Origin of the sequence: Thermodesulfovibrio aggregans (assembly GCF_001514535.1) — a bacterium.
Classification (GTDB): domain Bacteria; phylum Nitrospirota; class Thermodesulfovibrionia; order Thermodesulfovibrionales; family Thermodesulfovibrionaceae; genus Thermodesulfovibrio; species Thermodesulfovibrio aggregans.
Window position 1 is genome coordinate 1 of record NZ_BCNO01000002.1, and the last position, 25,089, is coordinate 25,089.

At 31.7% G+C, this 25,089-nt stretch carries 22 protein-coding genes and 2 pseudogenes; 4 read left to right on the forward strand and 20 right to left on the reverse strand.

Going from position 1 to position 25,089, the window contains the following annotated elements:
• From TAGGR_RS06530 to TAGGR_RS06545, 4 genes are all read right to left on the reverse strand, one after another.
• The coding region (locus tag TAGGR_RS06530) for a hypothetical protein (protein WP_153000493.1) at positions 1-188 on the reverse strand (188 nt) is incomplete at its 3' end.
• Entirely contained in the window at positions 185-1,156 is a 972-nt protein-coding gene (locus tag TAGGR_RS06535) for a phospholipase D family protein (protein ID WP_059176571.1), read from the reverse strand. The genes TAGGR_RS06535 and TAGGR_RS06530, both read right to left, overlap by 4 nt.
• A gap of 35 nt (positions 1,157-1,191) precedes the next feature.
• Positions 1,192-1,701, reverse strand: a complete 510-nt coding sequence (locus TAGGR_RS06540) for a DUF4143 domain-containing protein (RefSeq protein WP_059176572.1) — start codon at positions 1,699-1,701, stop codon at positions 1,192-1,194.
• Positions 1,679-2,440 carry an ATP-binding protein gene (locus tag TAGGR_RS06545; RefSeq protein ID WP_082673599.1) on the reverse strand — a complete coding sequence of 254 codons (762 nt, stop codon included), beginning with the start codon at positions 2,438-2,440 and terminating at the stop codon, positions 1,679-1,681. The genes TAGGR_RS06540 and TAGGR_RS06545 overlap by 23 nt, the downstream gene beginning before the upstream one ends.
• A 76-nt stretch (positions 2,441-2,516) precedes the next feature.
• Here TAGGR_RS06545 and TAGGR_RS06550 point away from each other — a divergent pair, with 76 nt between their 5' ends.
• A complete protein-coding gene (locus TAGGR_RS06550; protein WP_059176574.1) occupies positions 2,517-2,738 on the forward strand; it encodes a formylmethanofuran dehydrogenase subunit E family protein in 222 nt (73 codons plus the stop codon).
• On the opposite strand, the gene TAGGR_RS06555 is transcribed toward TAGGR_RS06550, so the two are convergent.
• Entirely contained in the window at positions 2,690-3,931 is a 1,242-nt protein-coding gene (locus TAGGR_RS06555; protein ID WP_059176575.1) for a hypothetical protein, read from the reverse strand. The two genes, TAGGR_RS06550 and TAGGR_RS06555, sit on opposite strands and share 49 nt — an antisense overlap.
• Before the next feature lie 313 nt (positions 3,932-4,244).
• On the opposite strand from TAGGR_RS06555, the gene TAGGR_RS06560 reads away from it, so the two are divergent.
• From TAGGR_RS06560 to TAGGR_RS06570, 3 genes are all read left to right on the forward strand, one after another.
• On the forward strand, positions 4,245-4,550 hold the full coding sequence (locus TAGGR_RS06560) for a large conductance mechanosensitive channel protein MscL (protein ID WP_059176576.1): 306 nt from the start codon (positions 4,245-4,247) through the stop codon (positions 4,548-4,550).
• Positions 4,551-4,909: 359 nt separating this feature from the next.
• Positions 4,910-6,949 (forward strand): capsule polysaccharide biogenesis protein, encoded by a 2,040-nt coding sequence (locus TAGGR_RS06565; RefSeq protein ID WP_059176577.1) that lies wholly within the window; start codon positions 4,910-4,912, stop codon positions 6,947-6,949.
• A 4-nt stretch (positions 6,950-6,953) separates the two neighbouring features.
• Positions 6,954-8,210: a capsule polysaccharide biogenesis protein gene (locus TAGGR_RS06570; RefSeq protein WP_059176578.1), complete on the forward strand. Its 1,257-nt coding sequence runs from the start codon at positions 6,954-6,956 to the stop codon at positions 8,208-8,210.
• Here the strand turns inward: TAGGR_RS06570 and cysC are convergent.
• From cysC to TAGGR_RS06640, 15 genes and pseudogenes are all read right to left on the reverse strand, one after another.
• Complete coding sequence (gene cysC, locus TAGGR_RS06575; RefSeq protein WP_059176579.1) at positions 8,123-8,734, reverse strand: adenylyl-sulfate kinase; 612 nt, start codon at positions 8,732-8,734, stop codon at positions 8,123-8,125. The two genes, TAGGR_RS06570 and cysC, sit on opposite strands and share 88 nt — an antisense overlap.
• Positions 8,731-9,726 (reverse strand): glycosyltransferase family protein, encoded by a 996-nt coding sequence (locus tag TAGGR_RS06580; protein WP_059176580.1) that lies wholly within the window; start codon positions 9,724-9,726, stop codon positions 8,731-8,733. The genes cysC and TAGGR_RS06580 overlap by 4 nt, the downstream gene beginning before the upstream one ends.
• Complete coding sequence (locus TAGGR_RS06585) at positions 9,716-11,824, reverse strand: glycosyltransferase family 2 protein (RefSeq protein ID WP_059176581.1); 2,109 nt, start codon at positions 11,822-11,824, stop codon at positions 9,716-9,718. The genes TAGGR_RS06580 and TAGGR_RS06585 overlap by 11 nt, the downstream gene beginning before the upstream one ends.
• 17 nt (positions 11,825-11,841) lie before the next feature.
• Positions 11,842-12,714, reverse strand: a complete 873-nt coding sequence (rfbA, locus tag TAGGR_RS06590) for a glucose-1-phosphate thymidylyltransferase RfbA (RefSeq protein WP_059176582.1) — start codon at positions 12,712-12,714, stop codon at positions 11,842-11,844.
• A gap of 2 nt (positions 12,715-12,716) precedes the next feature.
• The gene (rfbD, locus tag TAGGR_RS06595; protein WP_059176583.1) at positions 12,717-13,553 is read right to left on the reverse strand and encodes a dTDP-4-dehydrorhamnose reductase; all 837 of its coding nucleotides are present in this window, start codon (positions 13,551-13,553) and stop codon (positions 12,717-12,719) included.
• Positions 13,550-14,542, reverse strand: a complete 993-nt coding sequence (gene rfbB / locus TAGGR_RS06600; RefSeq protein WP_059176584.1) for a dTDP-glucose 4,6-dehydratase — start codon at positions 14,540-14,542, stop codon at positions 13,550-13,552. The genes rfbD and rfbB overlap by 4 nt, the downstream gene beginning before the upstream one ends.
• Complete coding sequence (gene rfbC, locus TAGGR_RS06605) at positions 14,539-15,102, reverse strand: dTDP-4-dehydrorhamnose 3,5-epimerase (protein WP_059176585.1); 564 nt, start codon at positions 15,100-15,102, stop codon at positions 14,539-14,541. The genes rfbB and rfbC overlap by 4 nt, the downstream gene beginning before the upstream one ends.
• Positions 15,103-15,351: 249 nt before the next feature.
• A pseudogene (locus TAGGR_RS11220) lies at positions 15,352-15,906 on the reverse strand (transposase); the annotation flags it as partial.
• Positions 15,907-16,131: 225 nt separating this feature from the next.
• Positions 16,132-17,379: pseudogene (locus tag TAGGR_RS11225) on the reverse strand (IS1634 family transposase); the annotation flags it as partial.
• Between the two features lie 132 nt (positions 17,380-17,511).
• On the reverse strand, positions 17,512-18,174 hold the full coding sequence (locus TAGGR_RS06615; protein ID WP_082673600.1) for a GSCFA domain-containing protein: 663 nt from the start codon (positions 18,172-18,174) through the stop codon (positions 17,512-17,514).
• Between the two features lie 10 nt (positions 18,175-18,184).
• Positions 18,185-18,445, reverse strand: a complete 261-nt coding sequence (locus TAGGR_RS06620; RefSeq protein WP_059176588.1) for a hypothetical protein — start codon at positions 18,443-18,445, stop codon at positions 18,185-18,187.
• A gap of 4 nt (positions 18,446-18,449) precedes the next feature.
• On the reverse strand, positions 18,450-19,319 hold the full coding sequence (locus TAGGR_RS06625) for an FkbM family methyltransferase (RefSeq protein WP_059176589.1): 870 nt from the start codon (positions 19,317-19,319) through the stop codon (positions 18,450-18,452).
• Positions 19,316-20,566, reverse strand: a complete 1,251-nt coding sequence (locus tag TAGGR_RS06630) for a right-handed parallel beta-helix repeat-containing protein (protein WP_059176590.1) — start codon at positions 20,564-20,566, stop codon at positions 19,316-19,318. Before TAGGR_RS06630 ends, TAGGR_RS06625 begins: the two co-directional genes overlap by 4 nt.
• Positions 20,547-21,317, reverse strand: coding sequence for a sulfotransferase family protein (locus TAGGR_RS06635; RefSeq protein ID WP_161936190.1), 771 nt, complete (start codon positions 21,315-21,317; stop codon positions 20,547-20,549). The genes TAGGR_RS06630 and TAGGR_RS06635 overlap by 20 nt, the downstream gene beginning before the upstream one ends.
• Positions 21,317-25,045, reverse strand: coding sequence for a glycosyltransferase family 4 protein (locus TAGGR_RS06640; RefSeq protein WP_161936191.1), 3,729 nt, complete (start codon positions 25,043-25,045; stop codon positions 21,317-21,319). Before TAGGR_RS06640 ends, TAGGR_RS06635 begins: the two co-directional genes overlap by 1 nt.
• Positions 25,046-25,089 lie beyond the last annotated feature (44 nt).

Consider the following 25,089-nt stretch of genomic DNA (forward strand, 5'->3'; position numbering starts at 1 on the left):
GGGGTTCTTTCATATTTTTGAGCCCCTGTAAGTGCTGTTATCTCCTCTTGTAATGCTAATTCAATAAACTTTTTCTTCATTAACTTCATTCTTTGTTCAAGTTCTTCCCAGAAAGATTCATTAAAATTTCTGTTGAATTCTTTCCATAAATCTGGTAACCTTAAATTAGTTAAAGGTTTTTCTTTCATGGGTGTATTCCTCCTTTCTTTGTTTGATTTTTGGGTAATTTAATGGAGGATACACCCTCTTTTATTGCTCTGTCAATTTTACACATAAAAAATTTTACACTACCCTGCGTTCTTTTATGTGAAAAAGACACAATCTCTTTTAGCTTTTCCTTAAGTGTTATCAACTTCTGCTTTGGTTCGAAGGAATAGCCATCTTTTGTTTTCTTTGTTACATTCTCGATGATTTTTTCAACTCTCTCTATCTCCATTATTCTTTTTTCAGTTCTTTCCTTTTCATTCATAACCTCTATTACAAGACTTCCAGCATCTCCACCAGCTTGAATCTGTCTTTGCACTTTTTCAACAATAGCCTCTGCTCTATCATCGGGTGTAAAAATCAGAATATTTTCTGCCCGTAAAATCAGGCTCTGAATCTTCTTTTTAGTTTTTTCAGAGAGAAAATCCATTGAATTTTCGTATATTTCTTTGAATCTTTTAATATAGGCATCACAGAATGACGGATTATAGGAACTATCATAGACGATCAATTCCTCAAACTGTCCTCTGTTACTGAAAGCAGAGCTGGTAAAGTTTGCAGAGCCAACCATTACCCTTGTATTTCCCTGAACATCTGAAAGTATGTAAATCTTTGAGTGTATTCGTTCACCTGCTTTCATGTATCTTAATTCAATTACCCCATTTGCAATGGCTTCAAGCACCTGAGGGTCTGATTCTGCAGAAAGAATAAACCGTTCTTCAAAGGCTGGATCAAGCTGATAAAACTCTCTTGCCGATTCTTCCTCTCCAAGAATAGCTATAACTTTTTTAAACTTTTTCACCCTATCAAAGAAAAACTCAGGTGAGGAAACATAGGTTACAACCCTTAGCTCAGTAAAATTACCATCAAAAAGTGTTTGAGGCTCTGATTTAAATGGTTTATCATTATGAAGAATGTGCAGATAGGAAACTCTCTTTGAAAATAAATCCATAGACTATTATAGCATTTAGAAAATTCGTTTAAAAATCAAACAAAAAGTCTCCATGAAGGAACTGCCCAGATCTTATCTGAAAGGCGTTTTATTTTATTTCCTCTATAGATAACCATCCCACCAATCAATTGATTACCGAGTTTTTCTGATAGAGCTCTCATTGGTCTTGCATCTACAGAGTCAACTTCATGTCTTCCCTTTATCTCAAAGGCTATCAAACCTCTTTCTGTTTCTATCAAAAGGTCTACCTCAAGTCCTGAACGGGTTCTATAGTAATAAATTGAACATGAAGCCTGCATTGTATTAATCCATTTATAAATCTCCATTACCACCATTGTTTCGTATATTTCACCTGTTACAGTTTCATATATTCCTGTGAGAGACCTGAGAAGTCCAATATCTGAAATATAGACCTTAGGACTCTTGATAACTGAACTTGTAATGTTTCTATAATAGGGCTGAATAAAAATCGCCTGATAGCTTATCTTAAGATACTCAAAATATCTTCTTGCTGTATCAACACTAATACCACAATCTCTTTGCAAGGTCTGAATAATTAAGAATACTGCCTGATCTCAGGGCAACAAGTTTCTGAAATTTTCTAAAAGGCTCAAGATACTCAAGTCTTGCAAGGTCTGAAAGGTCTCTTTCAAGATAGGTGTATTGATAATCCTTAAGCCACTTTTTTTTCTCTTCATCTTTTTCAATATGAATTAAAGCAGGCATACCACCCCACTTGAGAATGTATTCTTCAATGCTTTTGAGCTTTAAAGCCTCCTCTTCAAATAAAACTGCAGGTATTGTTTCTAAAACTTCATCCAGCTCAGTTGACTTTATCACTGAATCAATAAGAGGATATGTATTGCTTTCGGCTATTTCAGCCATCATAAGGGGCCACAACTCATAAATCCAGACTCTACCAGCCAATGATTCCCTAATTTTTTTGAGTAACATTATCTGACTTGAACCAAGTAAAACCTGAAAGTAAATCTTATCTTCATCATAGGCATACTTAATCTTTTCAAATATAGATGATTCCTTCTGTGCTTCATCTATAACAGCTTCCCCAACATCTCTGTGCCAGTTTAAAACTGAAACATCCCTTAATACTTCTCTGTTTTCTATGAGATCAAGGTTTATATATCTGAGTTCAGGATATTTTATTTTTGCAAGAGTAGTTTTTCCAGTTTGTCTTGCACCTGTAATCAAGACAATCCTTTTCCCTGAATCTTTCTGGGGAAGCACATCCGATAGGTAACGATAATACAGCTTTTTTTCGTTCATTATCTTAAAATTTACAGCAAAATTTAAGACAATGTCAATAAATTATACTTTACAAAATTTTTCTTTTCAATAAAATATGAAAGAACTTCTTACAGTTCTTGAAACAGGATATAATCACGGAGCGGGATGCTTTGGAGATGGAGTTCAATTTGCAACAGATTGCACTGCAGGGAAAGGAAATCTCATAAAAAAACCAAGAGGTAAGCTTGCTTTTACACTGATTGATCCTAAACAGGGAAAACAGATTTTTTATTTTGTAAGTCTCTTCGCCTCCAGAGAACCTGTTTTTCCATCATAAATAGCGTAACCGATTTTGTTTCCCCTTTTATCAAAAAACTCATACATAATTCCAACAAGCTCTCCATCTCTATAACTGTGTGATATTCTAGTAGTGGTAGCATTTGAATGAATTGTCTTAGTCCATGTAAGTGTCCTTGTTGTCTTTTGTTGTTCAATTTTACCTGTCCATTCTCTTTTCACAGGGTCTGTAATACGCCCCGGGTCAAACCCCATAGAGGCAGCCTCTTCAGGAGAAGGTAAACCTCTTCCGCAGAAATCAATCTTTCTTTCACCTCTCTGAGAAGATGAATCAGATGGATTAATGATAGTTTCACCTTTTTCAGTCTTTGCGCTCTTTTCTCTTTCATAGCCAGACTTTGTTGCCTCACCAGTATAGGTTTTTGAAGCAACAGGACCTCCAAATTGAGCTGAACTATCCGGTGAAGGATTTATGCGAGACCATTTTAGTCTCTCTACAGTTCCTTTTTTCTCTTCTTCTGCAATGGCATTAAGATACTCAGGCAAAGTTTTCATTACAACTCCGTCACCAGACTTTACTATGCAGCCGCCTGCAATTCCTTCAGGATCGCAGTTTCCTCGAACACCTCCAGATCCCCCTTTTGTCTTCACAGGTGAAGGCTTAGGCCAGTCAGGTGTTTTATCTATAAGCCATGAACGAGCTTTTCCTAAAATTTCAAGAATGGGGTGGGAATCTTTGCGTTCTATGTTCATTGTAACTTCCGTTTTCCGTGATAAAATTATAGTATAGTCTTCACCCATAACTATAACACACCTTTCTGAGTCATTTTTAAAGGTAACTGTTCCATCAGGATTTGAAATTGCCTCTGCACACTTTTTTCCCGTAGAGTCATAGGATTCATAACAGACATTTTCTGCAGAAAAGCTTTCTTCCTCCATTATCTGTCTTTGTTTACCTATATTTGTTGAAGGTTTTTTGGGTATACCTCCTAGAGAAATACCTCCACTTCCGTATTTTTTCATTCCACCCATTGTTTTTTCCATACCCTGACAGGGATCATTTCCAAAAGATGGCATGACTAAACCAATAGAATATAAGGCATTTATCACCTCTCTCTGAGCATCCTGTTTTTTTATATTTTCCTTTTTAACTACTTTTTCATCTGCCTCTGAATAAAAAGGAGAGGAAACCATCAAAATGCTCAACAGAATAAAAATCATAAAATTTTTCATCTATGACCTCCTGAAAAAGTTGTTTAATAAATTATACCAATTTTTCTTGACTTTGACAGTTAAAATTACTCCACATTCTTAGCAATTTTGCAAGCTTTGAAAAAGACAGAGATAGAAAAAGCCATCTGATAGGTAGCGATAATGCTTTTTTTGAAAAACAGACAAAAATCCCTAACTAGGCTGAATATACTAAAAATGGATGCATAGAAAGCAGCAGAAAGAATTTTTATAAAATTTTGTTTTTTTACTGGCTAATGGTGTAAAATTGACCTAAACTTATTTAATTATAAAAATTTTTCCAGGAGGTTAAAAAATGCCTATGATTAAAGAGTTTTTAGATTTTTTAAAGGAATACAAAGTTATTGCATTAGCTGTAGCCTTTATTATGGGTACAGCTTCAACCGCGCTGGTAAAATCTCTCGTTGATAACATTATCATGCCTTTGATTACACCTTTTGTCCCAGGAGGAGGCTGGAAAACAGCCACACTCTCTATTGGCCCTTTTGTTATAGGCTGGGGTGCTTTTTTAGGAGAATGCATAAATTTTGCGATTATAGCTTTTGTTGTATTTATAATTGCAAAAAAAGTGATGAAACAGGAAAAAGTTGAGAAAATATAATTGGGATTTTACTATGGGCGATGCAGGGATTGAACCTGCGACCTCTTCCGTGTGAAGGCGAACTTAAAACAAAAAATTGGCTTAAATACAGGGTTTCCTAAATGCAAAAAAATGTAATTTTTTACATTTTTATCACAATTTTATCACAGTGAATTAAAGTTCACTAAATTAAAATTTATTCATTGTTCCAAAGTTCCAAAGATAAATTTTTTTTCATACATTTTATTTTTGTTTTTTTATGCCATTGACGTGGATTCCATTGATTTGTAAAAAATAAAAAGTCTTATTGAAAATTATCCTTCGAAAAGCTGAATGTATATAAATTGAATCAGCATGAATAAAATAGGTAAAATCTTGAAATGTATCTTACTTTTTCTAAAGAAATAAAAAATATTCCATTCATTGATTCTTTCCTTGACAAAAAGGTCGTTTATTACTCAAAAAATATCCTTCCTTCAGAAATTGAAGGAGTTATTGGATGGGGACAGAAGAAAACTGCTGAAAAAGCAAGAAAATTTGCTCAAAAATACAATATTCCATACATCTCGCTTGAGGATGGTTTTATATGTTCCTATGGACTAAGAGTTAAGGGCTGTCCTCCTCTTTCCCTTATTGTAGACCCTGTAGGAATATACTATGATGCAACCAGACCTTCATTGATAGAAAACTTAATAAACAGAGGAGAATTTAATAATAAATTGTTAAACGAAGCTGAAAAGGCATTAAAACTTCTACTTCAATACAATATTAGCAAATTTAACTATCAACCAAATGCAGATATTTCGTCATTGAAAGGAAGAAGAAAGAGAAGAGTACTGTTAATTGATCAGACTTTTAATGACCTTTCTGTTTTATTAGGTATGGCTGATAAAAAAACTTTTTTAAATATGTTTAATGATGCTTTAATGGAAAACCCTGATGCTGATATATATGTTAAAATCCACCCTGATGTCTTATGTGGGAAAAAGAAAGGCTACCTCAGTGACATAGTTATTGAAAAAGAAAATGTTTATCTTATAACCCAGGATGTGAATCCGATTTCACTTTTAAAATTCTTTGATAAAGTATACACTGTCAGTTCCCAAATGGGATTTGAAGCTTTAATATTAGGTAAAAATGTTATATGTTATGGCATGCCCTTTTATGCAGGATGGGGACTAACGGAGGACAAAATCGAATGTCCAAGAAGAACTAAGAAAGCTGAATTGATTGAAATTTTTTATGCAGCTTACATTGCCTACTGTATATATATAAATCCAGTTACAGGAAAAAAAGGAACAATATTTGATGTAATAAATTTTATTCTCAAACAAAAAGAGATGGCTGAAAAAATTGGTAAATTTAATTATTACTGTGTAGATTTTCATTTGGCAAGGAAAAAATTTATCAAACCCTATCTTAAAACTGAGAAAAACAATGTCTATTTTGTCGAATCTAAATCACTAAGCGATATTGTCCTTGCTAAAAACAGTGTTTTGGTTGTTTGGGGAAGTAAAGGAAGAAGAAATTTATTTGAAAAACTAAAGAAAGATACCCCTGTTTACACATTAGAAGATGGTTTTATTCGCTCAGTAGGTCTTGGCTCAGAGTTCATTCCTCCCATGAGCATAGTGATTGATAAACGTGGAATCTACTATGACCCAACTGAAGAAAGTGAGCTTGAATACATTCTTAACAACTATGAGTTTAACGAAGAAGAAATAAGTAAAGCTGAAATGATAAGAAAGCTTATCGTTGAGAATAATGTCACTAAGTATAATGTAGAAATTTTGAAACCCTTGGTGAGACCTTCACAGACAAAAAAAATAATTCTCATACCAGGACAGGTGGAAGATGACGAAGCCGTTATTTTAGGTGGAGAAAATATTAAGAGTAACCTTGAACTTTTAGAGACCGTAAGGATTAAAAATCCTGATAGTTTCATAATTTACAAGCCCCATCCAGATGTATTGTCAAAAAATAGAAGAGGCGATAAAGCCTTTAAAAAGATAAGAGAACTCTCTGACCATATTGAAACAGATGCTAATATCATAAGTTGCATAGCTATTTCAGATGAAATTCATACTTTAACTTCTCTTTCTGGTTTTGATGCACTGATTAGGGGTAAAAAGGTATTTACTTATGGAGCAGCTTTTTACGGAGGATGGGGATTAACGCAAGATGAATTAAATTTGCCAAGAAGAAAGAGAAAACTTAATTTATACCAACTTATAGCTGGAGTTTTATTGATCTATCCTGTTTACTATGATTGGAAACTAAAAGGATTTGTCGATTGTGAGGCTGTAATTAATAGAATAATTGAGGAAAGAACAAATATTAATTTAAAAATTAAAAGCAAACTTCCAAAAATTTTTAAAAAAATTGTAAACTATTTCAATTTTCTAACAAGGAATATATAAATAAGTGATAACAGAGATAAGAGAGGAAGTACTTATTTATAATAATTACCTCCTACTTCAAGGTCCTAAAGGATTTTTCTTCTATAAGATCGCTAAATTTTTGAAAACACTTGGTAAAAGAGTTTATAAAATTAATTTTAATGGTGGAGACTTAATAACTTTCCCTATTTTTAGCAATATTTATAACTACAGAGGTAAGATAGAAAATTTTGAAAGTTATCTAAAAGATTTCATTTTCTCAAAGGATATAGAAGTAATACTTCTATATGGTGACTATAAACCATATCACAAGATAGCTGTTAATTTATGTAAAAAATTAAATATTCCAATTTATGTATTTGAAGAGGGATATGTTCGTCCTTTTTATATAACTCTTCAAAAAAATGGCATAAACGGCTGGAGTTCACTCCCCCAAAATCCTGAATTTTATAAAAGTCTTCCCGATATTAAAATACCTGAACCTCTACCAGTTAATTTCAAATATCTAAAAAGAGTAACTTGCTGTGTATATCATTATTTTTTCTTAGAATTTTTCCGCTGGTATTTTCCTCATTATGCGCACTGTAAAAAATACTTCCCCTATATACCTTGGCTTTTTAAATATTTCAGGGGTCTTGTAAGAAAGGTTATTTATAAATCCACTGAAAAGAAGTTTCTTGAATTATTTACAACTAAACTTAAATATAAATATTTTCTCATCCCTCTTCAGGTTCGTAATGACACACAGATTACAATTCACAGTAAGTATGCCTCAATAGAAGATTTTATTACTGAAGTGATGGAGTCCTTCGCAAAAAATAGTAAAGATGACTATTATCTTGTTTTTAAGCATCATCCTGAAGACAGAGGATTTAAAAACTATAAAAAACATATAACTAAGGTCTCACAGAGATTAGGTTTAGAGCGAAAAGTATTTTATGTGCACGACTTACATTTACCCACTTTAATAAAAGGAAGCATCGGTGTTATAGTTGTTAATAGCACTGTAGGATTACAAGCACTATATCATAATAGACCAGTAAAAGTCATGGGAAAAGCTATTTATGACATGCCTGGTTTAACATTTCAAGGGAGTCTTGATAAATTTTGGCAAAATCCGGGCAAGATTGACAGAAAACTTTTTGAGAAATTTAGAAGCTATGTGATTAAAACAACACAGCTTAATGGAAGTTTCTATGGAAGATTTCCTTTTGAGAAAGAAATTCTATCTTCAATCAGTTTAAAAACTATATCAACAGATTCCTCTAAACTCAATAGATGAGTATCAAGCACTAAATCTGGCGCTTCTGGTTCTTCATACGAAGCAGAGACTCCTGTGTATTCCTTTATTTCGCCAGCTCTTGCCTTCTTATACATTCCCTTTGGATCTCTCATCTCGCATACTTCAACAGGGCATCTACAGTATATCTCGAGAAAATCTCTCTCTCCTATTATTTTTTTTATTTTTTCTCTGTGCTCCTTTAAAGGCGAGACAAAGGCTGCTATAACTACTATTCCTGCATCAACGAAAAGCTTTATCACTTCTGCAATTCTTCGCAAATTTTCATCTCTATCTCCCTTTGAAAAACCTAAATCAGAACAAAGTCCATGTCTTATGTTGTCTCCATCAAAAGTGTAAGTTCTTATGCCTCTTTCATACAGTTTTTTCTCCAATGCGTGAGCAATAGTTGATTTACCAGAACTTGGAAGCCCTGTAAACCAAATTGCGATGCTTTTATGTCCATTGAGTATATTTCTCATCTGTCTTGTTACTTCAGGTTTATGCCAGACTATATTATTATTCATTCAAGCCTCCGAATCAGATTTTCTTTATAGATTTTTTCTGCAAATTCTCTAAGAGTCCTCAATTTTTCTAATGAATTAAAATACAATTTTAATCTATAAGAGGATTCCTCAGCAAGTTTTAAAATGCTTTTTATCCATATTTCTTTAACATTTGAGACTAAAATACCATCATTTTCATTAGATATTATTTTTCTGTAGCAACTCTCCTGCGAATAAACTCCAACCGCACCACAAGCCACTATCTCAAAAAACTTTGTATAGTTTCTTGCAAGATTAAATTTTTTAGCTAATACAGGAACTAAACCTATATGGCGTGTTTCTTTTAAGAGAAATTTTTTATAGAGCTTCCATTTCATCGGATGAACTACTATAGCTCCTTTTAAATTTTTGAATTTATCATAAACTTCTTTATCTCCCACAAATTCAAAAATTATTTTTTCATTCTCACTTAAGATAGCTTTTACAATGTCATAAAGCCAATTGATCTCCTGTGTATGTGAAGCTGTGCCGTGGTAGAAAACTTTTATATATTTTTCTCTATTCTCTAAAGACCAATTATTAAAAATTGGATAGGGAGGAATAATTGAGGGGTTTAAGTATTGATACTTTTCAGCTAAAAAATCTGTGGAGACAAAAAAATCAGCTCCATTCTTAATTAACCACCCTTTCCATCTATAAGCTTTTAAATAGATTTTTTTTACATACCTCAGGGGAAGACCTCTCCAGCTACTCAAATCAAAGAGGTCATCATCCATAAAATATATAATTTTTTTTATTGATTTTCTATTTTTCTCAATAAAATTAATCCAATTTTTGCTTAAGTAGCGAACAAAAATTATAGTAATTTGTATTTTCGGTAGCTCTTTGGGAGGAAAATTTAATAATTTAACTCTATCTTCAAGTCCTGATATTTTTAAGGCTGGTAAAATATAATATTCTGTTGAAGGATTGGAACGCTCTTCAACAATCCATATGTCCTTTTTAAAATCCATTTTTGTTCCAGGGTTTTTTTATTTTTGGAAATGAATTCAAATTAAAATCGGGCTTATTATAGTTTAGGTTTGGGTTATAAAATGGGTCATATTCAATATATTTTTGCCACTTTTTTCTTATAAAATCAGCTTCTCTTTTTGCTCGTTTTTGAGATTCCGGTGAAAGATCTTTTCCTCTACTTAGGGACTCATAATGATAAAGTTCAACATAGGGAGTGAATACAATCCTGTATCCTGCCTCTCTAAGTTTTAAACAGTAATCAACATCATTGAAACTAACTGGAAGATTCACCTCATCAAACCCACCGATTTTAATAAAAAGATTTTTCCATGTCATCATGCATGCAGCTGTAACTGCTGAATATTCTTGTTGTAGTATTGTCCTGTCCATATATCCATTTTCTTCTTTATTAAGGTACTTAAATGCGTGGTCAGCACAACCACCAGTCCCTATCACTACCCCTGCATGTTGAATCTTACCATTGGGATAGTAAAGTTTTGCACCAACAGCACCTACATTAGGTTGCTGAAGACAGCCAAGCATTATCTCAAGCCATTGAGAGGTTATAACCTCTGTATCATTGTTCAAAAATAGTAAAACTTCACCTTGAGCTTTGCTTACTGCAAAATTATTAATTGCTGAAAAATTATAGGATTTATCATATCTAAAAACTCTGATTTTTGCATTATTTGTCAAACTCTTTAAGTATTCAATTGCCTCTAAGTCATTGCTCTGATTATCAACTAATAAAATTTCATAGTTATCATATGTAGTTTTTCTAATTATGCTTTCAATACATTTTTTAAGAATGGCAAGTTGATTTTTAGTAGGTATTATGATGCTTATGAGAAGATTATTTTTAACATGATAGATAACTTTATAATTTTTAAAATCAATTTTTTCTACTGTTGCAGATACTTGCATTCTTTCAAGATGTTCTCTTACTGGATTATAATCCGAGGAAAGATCATTATTAGTTATACTTATCAAGGGTAGATGAAAAAGCACAGCGGGGATATGCTTTATTTTGGAAGTTTTTTCTGCTATTTTAAGCAGTAAACTATGCAAATTCCATGATATTTCTGCCATATCTAAGCCTTCAATTTTTGATAATACTTCAGCTTTAACAGCAAATGTAGAATCAATATAATTTGTTGCCCTTAAATATTCTAAAGAAAAATCTGGCTTAAAACATGGATTTACTCTTTCATTTTCAGCTGTTATGTAATCATGATCAGTATAAATTAAATCTGCGTTAGATATCCTTGCCTCCTTTGCTATCCGGTATAATGCATGGGAAGATAAAACTGTGCCAGATTTTAAAAATAAAAAATATGTCTTTTTTGTATTGCCTTGAGTTAAGAATTCATTAAACTGCATATCCATCCTGTTTTTTAAGATATTAACAGTGAATGATTTATATATTTGATCCTCAAGAGACTGAATAGTTTTTTCTAACTCTTCCTCATCTTGATTATGGATTAAAATATTAAAGACCACATCAAGATTAGATTTTTTGATATCTTTTTTTATCCTCTTGGTGTCTTCGTCGGTTAATCTATCAAAAGATTCTGTCCATTTTGAATAATCTAAGGTTGAATCACAATCTCTTATTTTATTTGCTAATTCATAGGCTCGCTTTAGATTGAAAAAAGGGGTGTAATAAGATAATCCCAAAATTTTTCTCTTATGTTTAAAACGTTTTTGAAAGAAAAAAAGAACTCTTTTCAGCATCCTATATATTCTTTCAATATTTCTCACAGGCTTAAGAGTAAAATCTTCAATAATTTCAAACTCACCAATTGAATTCATCGGTTCAAAGATTATTTCTTTTGTTTTAGAGGGAATTTTAATAAGCTCAAGCATAGTTCCCTTGCAATTAACAGGGAACACATATTTTTCATCGTTAATGATTAATTTTGCCTTTAAGTTCTTCCCTCTTCTTTTTAAAGCTCCTTTGATTAGACACCATCCTTTGGGTAAATAACCATCTCTGTCAGCCACAAGTTTAATTCTTGCGGGTAAGTTTTTGACTATGCAAGTTCTATTTTCCTTGTCAAAAAATATATTTTCTTCAAGAATTATCCTTAACTTCATAAATTATAAAATTTATATCAATCTATCTCCTCAGCTATTTTAACAAGATATTTCCCGTATCCACTGTTTTTGAGCGGTTTTGCTATTTCAAGAAGTTGCTCCTTTGTAATGTAACCAAGTCTATATACTATCTCTTCAATACAAGCTATTTTAAAACTCTGCCTCTTTTCAATGATTCTTACAAACTCTGATGCCTGATGTAAAGAGTCAAAAGTGCCTGCATCAATCCATGTATAACCTCTGCCTAATTTTTTTACTTTCAATCGTCCTTGTTCAAGATAAAGTCTGTTTAAGTCGGTTATCTCAAGCTCTCCTCTATGAGATGGTTTAATTGTTTTTGCAAGTTTTGGTGCGTCACCATCGTAAAGATATAATCCAGTTACTGCATAAGTTGATTTTGGTTTTGCTGGCTTTTCTTCAAGAGAGAGAACTTTTCCTTCTTTGTCAAACTCAACAACTCCAAATCTTTGAGGGTCAGAAACAGGATAGGCAAACACTGTAGCTCCATCATGTTCGGCTAAAGCCTCTTTAAGTAATTGATGAAGTCCGTGTCCAAAGAAGATGTTATCACCTAAGATAACCCATACTCTATCTTCTCCTATGAAATCCTCCCCTAATATTAATGCCTCAGCAATTCCATTTGCCTTAGCTTGAGTCTTATAGAAAAACTTAATACCCAAATGAGAGCCATCGCCAAGTAATTCCTCAAATCTTTTAATATCCCTTGGGGTTGATATTATTAAAATATCTTTACAACCAGCAAGTAAAAGAATAGACAGAGGATAGTAAATCATTGGTTTATCATATATAGCAAGTAGGTGTTTATTAATTGGTAATGTTGCCGGATAAAGCCTTGTGCCAGAGCCTCCCGCAAGTATTATTCCTTTCATTTTTATCCCCCTAAAAACTTTTTTAACTCATCATCCCAATTAGGGATGGAAATATTCAATACTCTGCTTATTTTTTCATTGCTCATCGCTGAAAAACGAGGTCTCTTCGCTGGAAGATTAAATTCAGCCATATAAGCAGGATAGATGAATTTTTTTAATCCCTTAATTTTAAGATACTCCTTTGCCCATTCATAACGAGATGCATAGCCAGAGCAGACGAGATGAAAAAGCCCCTTAAATCCCTTCTTCAACGCCTTTAAAGTTACATCAACTATGATTTTAGTGGATGTGGGAACAGAGAATTCATCGCAAGCTATCTTGAGATATTCCTGAGTATTTATCCATTGAGTTAGCTTATAAAGAAAATTCTGAGTTCCTTCTCCGTAAACCCAGCTTGTACGGAAAATAAGATAGTTTTCAAGCACTGCTTCTATTTGCTTCTCTCCAAGATATTTGCTTAAAGCATACTTACTAAGTGGATTAGGAGTGTCATCTTCTGTATATAATCCCTTTTTTTCTCCGTCAAAAACATAATCTGTTGAATAATGTACAAGAAAAGCTCCTGTTTCTCTGCAAGCTGTTGCTAAGTTTGAAACTCCGATACAGTTTACTGACAGAGCCTTATCAAACTCATCCTCAGCTTTGTCAACCTGATTGTAAGCAGAGCAGTTTATTACCACCTGAGGTTTAAATTGTTTAAATATATCTAAAACCTTGTGAAAATCCCTTATGTCAAGCTCCTCTCTGCCGAGGGCTAAAAATTCAGCTTTCAAGTTTTCTAAGGCTCTAACAAACTCTCTTCCAAGCTGTCCCTTTGCTCCAGTTATTAAACATTTCATCTTAGCTCATAAACCCTATTCCAATATCTTTTTAACTGTCTTAACTTAGTTTTTACCCAATTTAAATGTGCCACATACCAACTAACTGTTCTTTCAAGTCCATCCTCAAAGCTTGTCTTTGGCTGCCAACCTATATCACTCTCTATCTTTTCTGTGCTTACAGAGTATCTATAGTCATGTCCTGGTCTGTCCTTTATAAACTGAATTAGACTTTCAGGTTTGCAAAGCAAGGAAAGTATGGCTTTCACTACCTCAATGTTTTTCCTCTCAATTCCACTTCCTACATTATAAATCTCACCAACTGCACCCTTTTCAACAATCTCCAAGACTGCCTCTGCACAATCCTCAACATAAAGCCACTCCCTAACATTTGAACCATCTCCATAAACAGGAACAGGCTCATCATTTAATGCTTTAATTATCACTACAGGAATCAATTTTTCAGGATACTGCCAAGGTCCATAGTTATTTGAAGGTCTTACTGTTATTACAGGCAGACCATAGGTTCTAAAATATGCCCTTCCAAGCATATCCTGAGCAGCTTTACTTACTGAGTAAGGTGAGTTTGGTATGAGTGGTGAACTTTCAGTAAATTTTCCCTCTCTTATCTCTCCATAGACCTCATCTGTAATAATATTTATAAATTTTGAAATGTTATATTTTTTTGACAACTCAAGTAGGTTATGAGTTCCTTCAATATTGGTTTTCAAAAAAGCCTGTGGATTTAGAATACTTCTGTCTACATGGGTTTCTGCTGCAAAATGGGCGACAATCTCGGGTTTTTCTGTTGAAAATATTTCTTCAACATGCTTCCTATTACATATATCAACCTTGTAAAATTTTATTTTCTCCCTTACTTCCTCTACTCTCTTCAAATCTCCTGCATAAGTAAGTTTATCTAAAACTGTAACATTGTATCCTTTCTTCACTGCCTGTCTTACAAACTCGCTTCCTATAAATCCTGCTCCACCTGTAACAAGGAGTTTCATCTGCTGTCTCCATAAAAAAAGTTATTTTCTGCATCTTTTAAGAGAGGTAATTTTTTATCTTTCTCTGAAAGTATAGGATTTTCAATGGGCCACTTTATACCGATTAAGGGATCATTCCATACTATTCCTCTATCCAAAGCTGGATCATACTCTGCGGTGCATTTATAAAGTATTTCACAATCCTCTAAAGCAACAAAACCATGAGCAAAACCTGGTGGAATCCAGAGCATGAATTTATTTTCCTCAGAAAGCTCAACGGCTACCCATTTAGCAAAGGTTGGAGAATCTTTTCTTATATCAACTGCCGCATCCCATATTTTACCTCTTATGCATCTAATCAGCTTTCCTTGCGCTTTTGGGTTAAGCTGATAGTGCAGTCCTCTTAAAATACCCTTTTTTGACCTTGAGTGATTATCCTGAACAAAGTTAAAACTTATATCTGCTTTAGCAAACTCAGAGTGTTTGAAGCTTTCAAGAAAAAAACCTCTTTCATCTTCAAATATTTTTGGTTTAATGATAATAACCTCTGGTATCTCAAGCTTAAAAAATTCAAATGGCATTGTACTGCCCCCCTATAAAGTCTTTTCTTTCTGCTTATGCAGAAAGTTTAACCTCTACTAATTGACCGTGTCCACTTTTTAAGGGGTTCAGTATATGTCAGCTACTGATTTGACTCCTTTAATTCCTTCCAAAACTATCGCCATTTTTTCTTCTGCTGTCCACTTCCTTTGTTTCATTTATACTGCCCCCCTATAAAGTCTTTTCTTTCTGCTTATGCAGAAAGTTTAACCTCTACTAATTGACCGTGTCCACTTTTTAAGGGGTTCAGTATATCCCTTTAGGTCTATCCCTGTTGAGACAAATATACTGATACTCTGCATCTTCCCTTCTTCTCTTAACTCCGTATGATAGGCATCAATAAATACAGAAAACATTTCCTCTGGAAGTGGTCTATTCCTTAGATAGTCAAGCTTTTCCTCAATGAATTCCTCAAGTATCACAAGAGCATCTTCTGAATAGGGAATACCTAAACTCTTACAGAGTTTTTCAATTCTTGCTTTAGAGTATCCGTTTACCAAACAGGCAAGTAAGAATTCTTCATAGTCTTTGTTAAATCTTCTCCATCTTGCAGGAAGTAGTGCAGGTCTGAAGGTGTTTGATATTCTTACCCGAGGAATCCTCAGATGAAGTTCTCCAAAGTGTGCTACAAGACTTCTTCTGTAGTTTCCATTTGCATGCTCCTGAGGATTGTTCTTTAAGTAGATTTCCCTTTCTTTCTGCATAAGATAATTCAACATACCCTCCATAAGAATGGTGAGACTCGGATATTGTCCTCTATGGAGGAATTCTTCCATAGAGTTCATAAAATTTTTAAACCGTAACTCTGCCTGATTTACGTAATATGTATATTCAATTTCTCTATAAGTTTTTTTAGTTTTGCTGGTTATTTCAGATGTATGCCATGAATCATTGATCCTGACCTTATTTATTTCTCTCAGACGCATAAGTAAATCCTGTGGAGAAAATTTTGATAAAAGTTGTCTCTCAGATAACAACCTGTAAATGCGATAATATAACTGTAATGCGATAAATGTAATAAACATCCATCCTTCCAATGCTGTTTGATTTCTCATATATGAACTGTCAGCTTTCAGAACATTTTTCATTGCATCAATCATTATTTCAATACTGTTACGACTTTTGTAATTCGTATATATCTGTTCAGAAGTTGCATGAGTAATATTTGTTAATATTGCCAGTGTTCCAAAACGTGCACTTATAGAATGAAACTCACTGATTGTATGTCTCTCAGGATGTGTTTCTATTCGTCTTAAATAGTCATGCTCTTCTTTGCTTCTTAGATTCTCATCAAGATATAGGTGTATCATTCTTCTGTTTATCGGATATGAGTAATACCAAATGTATCGATTATTGAATTTGAAATATCCCTGAAACCCCTGTTTATTTGATTTTTCAAAAGGACTATAGTCAATTAAAGTGCTACTTCTTCTTAAAGGAATAATATATTGCAACTGCTCACTTTCCAATTGGGCAACATTTTCTTCTGAATAAAAACCTTTATCTGCAATAACTACCGCATCTTTGATACCACTATCCTGCAGGGTTAGTTTAAATGCCTTGACTTCTCTTATATTGCCAGCAACACACCTGTAATAGACAGGAATATTCAGGGTGGATGAATAAATAAAAAGCAAGTTTACTTTAGAGGCAAACTCTTGCTGATGATTGTATCCAGGTTTGGCAATCTCCATTTCCTCTGAATAAGAAAGTAAGTGGGTTGCATCTATTATCATATAATCATTCCGACTGTTATCAATGTATTTCTTTAAAAATTCAGAGATTTTTTGACGTCCCTCACCAATGACCCTCAATAATGAACTGATTTTCTTATCAGTGACAGATACATCAGGATACACTGTAGAGAGATAACTATGTTGAAAATGGAAATCTATATTTTTCATAGGAGACTGATACAATAATCGCATACAAGAAATAATAAAAATTTCTCTCCACAACGAAGGAAAGGAGTCCTTCAGAGCAACAACTACATCAGAGGCAAGTTGCTGAAGGAAATGAGTTGCACCATATTCTTTGACAATCACTGAGTGTATTGGTTTTTGTGCCAATGCATATTTAGGGGATTGAATAAATCCTTCTGGAGTGATTTTCCCTAATAATCTTCCAGTAATCTTTTGAGCTCGTTTTTTATGGGGATTCCATTTACTGCTTACTTCGTAAAGATAATAAGTCCCTCGTATGAGTCTAAGTTCAGTGCCTTTTGTTTTATATTTTAATGCCCATTCAGGATGTTTCATAAATATTACGTATATACGTAATATTTAAAATATAAAAAATAATTCAGAAATGTCAATACATACTTAGTTTTTATTAAATCATATTACGTAAAATTAGCGGAGTTAGGGATTAAGCTATTCAGTTTGCTATTGTTATATATTTTCAACATAATTTTCAATAAAATACGAAACCTTTCTTACCACTTCATCTTTTACATGGACATTATCTTCCATAAAGGCTTTAGTTCCTAAAGATAAAATTATTTCATAACTTGGGAAATAATCCACATTTGGAAATTTCCTATATAGATGTTCTACAACCACTCTTAAAACGCTTTTTGAATAACTATTACTTAGTACAGCGTCTGTGTTCGGTATAAAAGTTGTTTGAATAGGAACAGGTGATACTGTTAATAATATCTTTCTATTGCTTAAAATTTGAATTGCTTTTTGTAAAAGTTCAATAGATTCAGAACAAGTCAGTCTTTTAAATATATACCTTTTGGGAAATTTTTTAATTTCTGATGGTTCTGGCATACGATTTAAAAAAAGTCCAGATTCACTATCATACCAACATTCTATGTAACCAAGAGTTATAATAATTAAATCAGCATCTTTTATTTCTTCATATATTTTTTCTATTTCTTTTCTTCTTTCCAATGCACGAGTAAATGTAACAGGAGAACCAGCTGGTAATAATAAATCAATAAATAAATCTTTTGATTTTTCAATAATAGCTTTTTCTCCAAAATCTAATTGTGAAAACGCATTCAAAATTCTCTGATAAATACAACCTGGGGTATATTCGTTCAACAATCCGTTAGGTCTATGAGACCATTCTTTCTTTTGGAACTTTAAATTTTAATGTTGGGAGATAAAATCCTTCGTAGGTTGTTAAAATTTCTTCTATATGTCTTGCAAAACAAGATCCAATTGTAAAAACTTTTCCACGACTAATTTTAAATTTTGGATTAATATTCGGGAAAATAATGCCATTACTAAATCTTTTATTATCATTTTTTGAAGGGTATTTTCTGAATTTATTTTTCAGTGCATTTGCTAAGGCTTTATCACTTTTGAATTGCATATAATTATTTACCTCCTTTAGGTTCACAAAAAAAATTCTGAACACTATTTATTTTTTCAGGTGCAGTAGAAATTCTGTTGTTTTTATCATCTATTATATAACATTGATAATTATAATATTCCAAAGTATTTTTGATAATATTATAAGTTTTTGGCCATAATTCTATAATAATATATGGTCTTAATTCTAAGATTTTTTTCATACCTTCAAATACTAAACACTCAGCTCCTTCAACATCAATCTTGACAGTATGGGGAATTTCTTTCACCTCTTCAATAAATTCATCCAATGAAACTGCGGAGATTAATTCCTCCTCTTTAAAAATTGGAATACCTTTATCTACCACTGAAGCTCCTGCATCAAGAATTCCCCCTCCTCTATAATTTTTAATTGTGAGAGAACAAGATTTATTCAATATAGCTTTATTTATAGGAATAATTCTTTTCTTTAATCTGTTTATCTCTATATTTAGAAGTAATCTTCCGTATGTTCTCCTAACTGGCTCGAAAGAATACACTTTAGCTGATGGATTTTTAACAGAAGCACTTAGAGAATATAAACCTGTGTAAGCACCAATATCATATATTATATCAGCCTCTTTGACCATCTCTAACCATAGTGCCATGCTCTTACGTTCATAACTTGAAGGACCATACCAAAAATATGCCATAGCACTTAGATCATCATTTCCACTGAACATTACAAATTCAATATCTTGAATAACTATAGGAATAAAACCGTAGTAAGGAAATTTATTTTTGTATTCATGGAATAATTGAGTAAACTGCCCAAATGTTTCTTTAGACTTTTCTCTGAATTCTTGAATTTTAGATAAAGCAATAAAATTTCTCTCTAACAATTCTTGCAATGTCATTTTGCAACCTCTTTGTAAATTTCAATTTCATTCAAAATCATTTTCGTTATTGGATTTATACTTGAAAAGTTATTATCCTTAATAATTAAATTTTTATTATTTAATCCCTGATAAATTCCAATACCAGGTGAACTAAATATATTATTGTTTATAAAGATATCATCCGAATTTTGAACTTTAATAGAAATTCCACTTTTTGGTTTGTCTCGGTTAGGATAATGGAAAATATTATTCGTTATGATGACTTTCTCATTTCCATCTAATAGCATATGAATAAACTCTTTTCCTGTGGTGTAAAATAGGTTGTTATTAATCATAATGTATTTCTTTCCTTTGAGATAAAGACCTATTTTTTTAGCATTAATATGATTATTTGAAATAACTCCCTCTGGCTCAATAGCTCTTGAATTTTCAATTTTTATTCCAATATTTACATCTACAAATTTCGAAGAGATTACTTGTATTCCCTCCGGACCTGGATTAGTTTCTGATAGAACCTCAAGCCCTGTATCCATTGACCAACAAGCACTGTTTGCTACTTCTGGAGAATAGCATTCGCTGAGGACAAAACATTTCCCAGGAGATGGCTGTTCAACATTCGGTCCAAATGGCCCGGTTATAAATACATTGGAAATGAGAATACGCCAAGCACCTGTTACATTTATTGAAGTTTCGAAAACATTTTTATCATTTGCATTTTCACCTCGTATTAAGAGATTTTTTAGAATAATACTTCTATTATGTCTATTACCACCTGGAGGTATCCAAATTTGAATACCATTTCCTGAATTGATTTGGGCTGGAATTATTGTAAAATCTGAAATTTCTATAAGAATATCTCTTGTTAGAAAATTTGCTCTTATAAAGCCATTTGAAGCATAAATCTTTGTTTGCTCTATTCCTGAACCAATTATTTTTATGGCTTTCCATGAGAGAGAATCCTTAGTTTGTTGTATTACTATTGGGTTTCTAAGGTTTATAGATTTAGCTGGTAACTTTAAAATGACATTACTCTCAGAATCTAAAACTTTTTTCATGCAATTACTAATTTGAATGGATATATTAGAAATATTGATAGTTTGTAAATCTAAACTGTCTAAAGGTATAGTATTATCTTTAATTTCTATTTGTTGATTTTTTCCAAATTCACAATATATAGTTTTTGCTTCTAAAGTTAATGGATTTAAAAAGGCTAAAATAATTAATAATATTGAATAAATTATTATCCTATTCATAGAACCACTCATTTAATATACCTCCTAATTCTTGTGTAATAATTTTAATCTCTTCCTTTTTTAATTTAAATCTATATTCCAAAGCTATTTTCGCACTTATGTAATCTGCTCTTGTATGACGATATCTAAGGTTTCTTAATAATAGATAATCCAAGTTAAATTCTAATCCCACAAATTCAAAAATTTTTTCAAGTGTTTTTCTACAATCAAAAGTTATCTCTTCAAGAGAAACAATCAAAAAATTTCCTTTAATTTCTTCTTTTTTTATTTTTTGATAATTTTCGTAAATTTTTAACCAATATTTTATGGATTTTGGCAAATTATTTTCTATAAAATCTTTAAAATTCACATTTTCCCCATACCTCTTATAGTTTGAATAAAAAAGAGCCCTCGGGTCTTTGTAGGTTAAGATGTATTTTCCATCTGGATAATTGGAAATACACTTTTCAATTCCCCAAGCATAACGTGGAGTTTTATCAAAAATTTCACAAGGTTTTTTAATAATTTGTGATTTTTCATAAAGTCTTTCGTAAAAATCTTGAAAAGAATCTGTATCACAGATGTAGTCTAGGTCCTCTTCCGTTAGACCCCACCCCGCAGGCATTTGATCTATAAAAGGTTTAAATGTTCTAAATTCTTTTGGTGTATTACACAATAAAACACCCACCTCAAAACCACTATCCAATCCAGGGACTTGTCTAAATATATCTGACAACAGAGTGGTTCCTGAGTGTTCAACTCCACCAATAACGAACTTTGGCATCATAATTTAATAACCTCCCTGTAGACATTAACTATTTCTTTTGCCTGTTCTTCAGAAGTTCTTATTCCATTATATTCAAACACTTTCTTGAAATAATCAGGATTTTCATCTATTTTTTTAATTATTTCTGCCAAATTATCTACTGTAGGTTCAACTATATAGCATCCCTCCTTACCGATAAAATCATTAATACATCCTGTATTTTGAGATACTACTACAGCACATCCACATTTCATAGCCTCTCTTGGGGTTAATCCATAACTCTCTGGCCATATTGATGGATGAAATAAAACATCAATTTTGCTATAGAATTTTTCAGGCATTTTATATCTATTTATCATTCCAGTAACTGTTACAGGAATATTCTCTATAAGTCCTAATTCTACATAATTTTCCAATTTACTGTAATCTATCAATAAAACCTCTATATTTTTGGGTTTTACTTTTCTTAACGCCTTTTCAAAAATATAATAACCTTTATGAATTGCAAAAGCAGAAGAAAATCCTAATACAACTTTATCAGTATAATTGGTATTCTTTAGAATCCAATTTATTCTTGTGGAAATACCATTTGGAATAGCTTTAATCCAAGTAATTCCATTTTTTTTATAAATCTCTGCAAATTCTGGACTTGGAGCATATACGAAAGAAGCATTCTGTAAGATAGTTTTTAAGAAAGAAATTCTCCCAACAGATTGAGTTAATGAAATCCCTTTTGGTAAACTTCTGGTTGAAAAAATATCAGGAAAACCTTCAGGATAAACATTGCCCTCATCATCTGTCAGAAACATCCAATCCGAAATCCACCAAGCATCATGAACAGTTATAATGTATGGAATTCCTTTCTCATAAGCGGCTTCTGCAATTGATGCAGTTAGTCTTTGAATAGCATGAAAGTGAACTAAATCTGGCTTTTCAATATCCAAAAATTTCATAAAAACTTTTTTCATTTCTTCATCATTATAAATCCAATCTATATTATCAGTCTTAAAATTTGGATTTACCTTGTAAACATTGGAATCGTTATATTTATAAATTTCTAATGAATATGGATTATTTTCGTTGGAATGGGGTTGTGTAGTAAAAACTACAAATTCGTAGTCATCAGGATAAAGCCTCTTAATGTCATAAAAATTATCCACTGCAACAACTGTACCTCCTCCTATCTCTTCTGGTGGGAAATAGACATTAACAAGAGCTATTTTTTTCTTATTATTTGATTTTATTGTCGTAAGATTTTTATAGCTATCTTCCTCTATCTTTTGAATAATCTTTTGCAGATTCTGTCCCATATTATCTAAAGAATACTCTTTAAAAACTCTCTCATGAGCGTTTTTAGCTATCTCATATCTTAGCTCTGGATTTTCTATTAGCATTTTCATATAGTTATAAAATTCATCAGAGTTTTTGGCTATAAATCCATCTATTCCATGCTTAACAATCTCTCTATATGTTTCAGTTGAACTTACAATAGAAGGTACAAAAACACATGCTGCTTCAACCCACTTAAGTTCGCTTTTACAGCCTTCAAATACACCATCATAAAGAACAGCAAGATTTATATCAGCAAAGGATAAAATTTTATAATATTCTTTTAAATTTTTTGTAAACCCTAATAAAACAATTTTGTTTTCAAATTTGTTTATAAATTCTTGCGGTAATCTTAAATATCCACCAATCCATAATTTAACATTATCATACTCTGTTAAAATTCTTTCTAAAGCTGGTAAAGCCAATTCACAGAAATCCTGATTATGAGATAAAGTTCCACTACCATAAAAGATTATAATTTCTTTCTTTTGCTGAAAGTCTTTAAGGTTTTTTTTGACGATTAAATTATAATCATCAAGTGCATTTCTATGAATAAAACAGGTTTTTGAAAAAACCAATTCTTTTAATTTTTCACTGAGGGGAGTGGTTGAAGCTAATCCATATCTACAAAATCTTGCAATTACATTAAAAAGAATTGAACTAAAAATTAATCCATGATACATTGGTAAATCTACGTAACCTCCAAAATTTTCAAGTAGTGGAGGATAATTGTCCAGATCAAATATCAGGTCATCTATCTCATAAATAGAGACCTTACCTAATGCGTTGATGAAAGCTAAAAATTTTATTATTTCAATGGTTGGAGGTAATCTATAGAATATGAAAATGTCGTAGTCGAAAATATATTCAAAAATATTTTGTAACTTATCATATGGAATAACATCTACTTTAATATTCACTGTTTCAAACTGTTTGACTTTTTGCTCAATTCTGTATCTTTTACATTGAGGAAGATCCAAACTTCCAGCAATAATTAATACTTTATTTGTATTTTTTACATTTACTACAGGAGAATCCGAAAGTCCATATATTTTTTGGAAAGAGTTATATATTTTTATAAAAGCTTCATATACCATTTCAAATAACATTTTTTTTGCTATAGTTTTTTCGTGTATTAGTTTTACAAACATAGAAGTTTCTTGTTGGACTTTATTCCAGAAAGTATTTAAAATTTCTATTAATCTACTCTTGAAATAAAAAGAATAAAATGGAAATCTATCGTGTCCCTCAAGTAATAGTAATATAGCTTTTGATATGTTTTCCGGATCAAAACTATTTTTATACATTTTATATAAATTAAGATAGACCCAAAAGGTGACATCTTTATTTTTAGCCACTTTATAGTATTGATTATCCACTTGTTTTAATTCAAAAGTTATGTTGCCTAATAATTCTAATGAATGAGGGAATTCATCAAAATATAAAGAATAAAAAAGAAACTTTTCAGCTAAAATAAAATCTTTATTAAGGAGTTTTTCATGTGCTAAAGTTTTATATAAGATGCTATTTAATCTATTTGAATCAAAAATAAATAAAGGAAGATTGGTTGAAATAATTGTATTTAAAAGTTCATTACTATTTTTTATTTCAATGAACAATCCCCTTTTTTTATTTAACTCTAATATTGATTTCCATTCTTTGGTAATAAAGTTTTTCAATGTATTTATATCAAATGCTTTATAAACCGTTTTATTAATTCTCTTGACTTTCATCTTATGAGTTCCTAATATTAATTTATATTCTTCAACATATGCTTTAACTTTAATTTCTTTTTTGTTTTCATATTTTGAGGGCTCTAAATCTATATCTATTGCAAATCCGTATTTACCGTCTCCAATGCCTGCATTTTTCAAATCCTCTCTGTAGTTATTTGCGTAGCCTTCTCCTAAAATATTTCCGTAATCGTCTAAAATTTGAACCTTCAATCTATTTTCAGGTTTAGCTTTATCCCATACCCATCCACATGCAATAAAATCATTTGTAACTACATCAAAATTTCCTTCTATATCTTTTTTCTTAATTCTATTTAACATTTTTTCTCCTCCTATTTTTTGCAATCTCTTTATCACCATTCTTTTTATAAAAAAATCATTTCCAACTCCAATAATAGGCTTGATTTTTATATTTGAAGGAATATTTTTTAGATTAATTTCAACATCAAACCGACTATATTGATTTAAATTTAGTCTATAAATATCTGAATTGTCTTTGTATTCTATGAAAATATCAATTGCCATATTATTTAATGCATACAAAGGTGTTACTTTTAATAAATACTTTCCTTCCTTTAAATTACGTAACAAAATTCTTTTAAATTTTATGATATGTTTTTCATTATCTTTTGAGATACTCAATAATTTTGATAAATTTTTTTCATAAAAAACAATAGTATTCAAAAATGAAAATTTAAAAAGAAAAATTTTTAAATAAGTAAAAAAAT

What these genes read in the sequence shown, in the direction of transcription:
- TAGGR_RS06535 (WP_059176571.1), bottom strand. Translation starts at nt 1,156, where the DNA reads ATGGATTTATTTTCAAAGAGAGTTTCCTATCTGCACATTCTTCATAAT.
- TAGGR_RS06545 (WP_082673599.1), bottom strand. Translation starts at nt 2,440, where the DNA reads ATGAACGAAAAAAAGCTGTATTATCGTTACCTATCGGATGTGCTTCCC.
- TAGGR_RS06550 (WP_059176574.1), top strand. Translation starts at nt 2,517, where the DNA reads ATGAAAGAACTTCTTACAGTTCTTGAAACAGGATATAATCACGGAGCG.
- TAGGR_RS06555 (WP_059176575.1), bottom strand. Translation starts at nt 3,931, where the DNA reads ATGAAAAATTTTATGATTTTTATTCTGTTGAGCATTTTGATGGTTTCC.
- TAGGR_RS06560 (WP_059176576.1), top strand. Translation starts at nt 4,245, where the DNA reads ATGCCTATGATTAAAGAGTTTTTAGATTTTTTAAAGGAATACAAAGTT.
- TAGGR_RS06565 (WP_059176577.1), top strand. Translation starts at nt 4,910, where the DNA reads ATGTATCTTACTTTTTCTAAAGAAATAAAAAATATTCCATTCATTGAT.
- cysC (WP_059176579.1), bottom strand. Translation starts at nt 8,734, where the DNA reads ATGAATAATAATATAGTCTGGCATAAACCTGAAGTAACAAGACAGATG.
- TAGGR_RS06580 (WP_059176580.1), bottom strand. Translation starts at nt 9,726, where the DNA reads ATGGATTTTAAAAAGGACATATGGATTGTTGAAGAGCGTTCCAATCCT.
- TAGGR_RS06585 (WP_059176581.1), bottom strand. Translation starts at nt 11,824, where the DNA reads ATGAAGTTAAGGATAATTCTTGAAGAAAATATATTTTTTGACAAGGAA.
- rfbA (WP_059176582.1), bottom strand. Translation starts at nt 12,714, where the DNA reads ATGAAAGGAATAATACTTGCGGGAGGCTCTGGCACAAGGCTTTATCCG.
- rfbD (WP_059176583.1), bottom strand. Translation starts at nt 13,553, where the DNA reads ATGAAATGTTTAATAACTGGAGCAAAGGGACAGCTTGGAAGAGAGTTT.
- rfbB (WP_059176584.1), bottom strand. Translation starts at nt 14,542, where the DNA reads ATGAAACTCCTTGTTACAGGTGGAGCAGGATTTATAGGAAGCGAGTTT.
- rfbC (WP_059176585.1), bottom strand. Translation starts at nt 15,102, where the DNA reads ATGCCATTTGAATTTTTTAAGCTTGAGATACCAGAGGTTATTATCATT.
- TAGGR_RS06620 (WP_059176588.1), bottom strand. Translation starts at nt 18,445, where the DNA reads ATGCAATTCAAAAGTGATAAAGCCTTAGCAAATGCACTGAAAAATAAA.
- TAGGR_RS06625 (WP_059176589.1), bottom strand. Translation starts at nt 19,319, where the DNA reads ATGACATTGCAAGAATTGTTAGAGAGAAATTTTATTGCTTTATCTAAA.
- TAGGR_RS06630 (WP_059176590.1), bottom strand. Translation starts at nt 20,566, where the DNA reads ATGAGTGGTTCTATGAATAGGATAATAATTTATTCAATATTATTAATT.
- TAGGR_RS06635 (WP_161936190.1), bottom strand. Translation starts at nt 21,317, where the DNA reads ATGCCAAAGTTCGTTATTGGTGGAGTTGAACACTCAGGAACCACTCTG.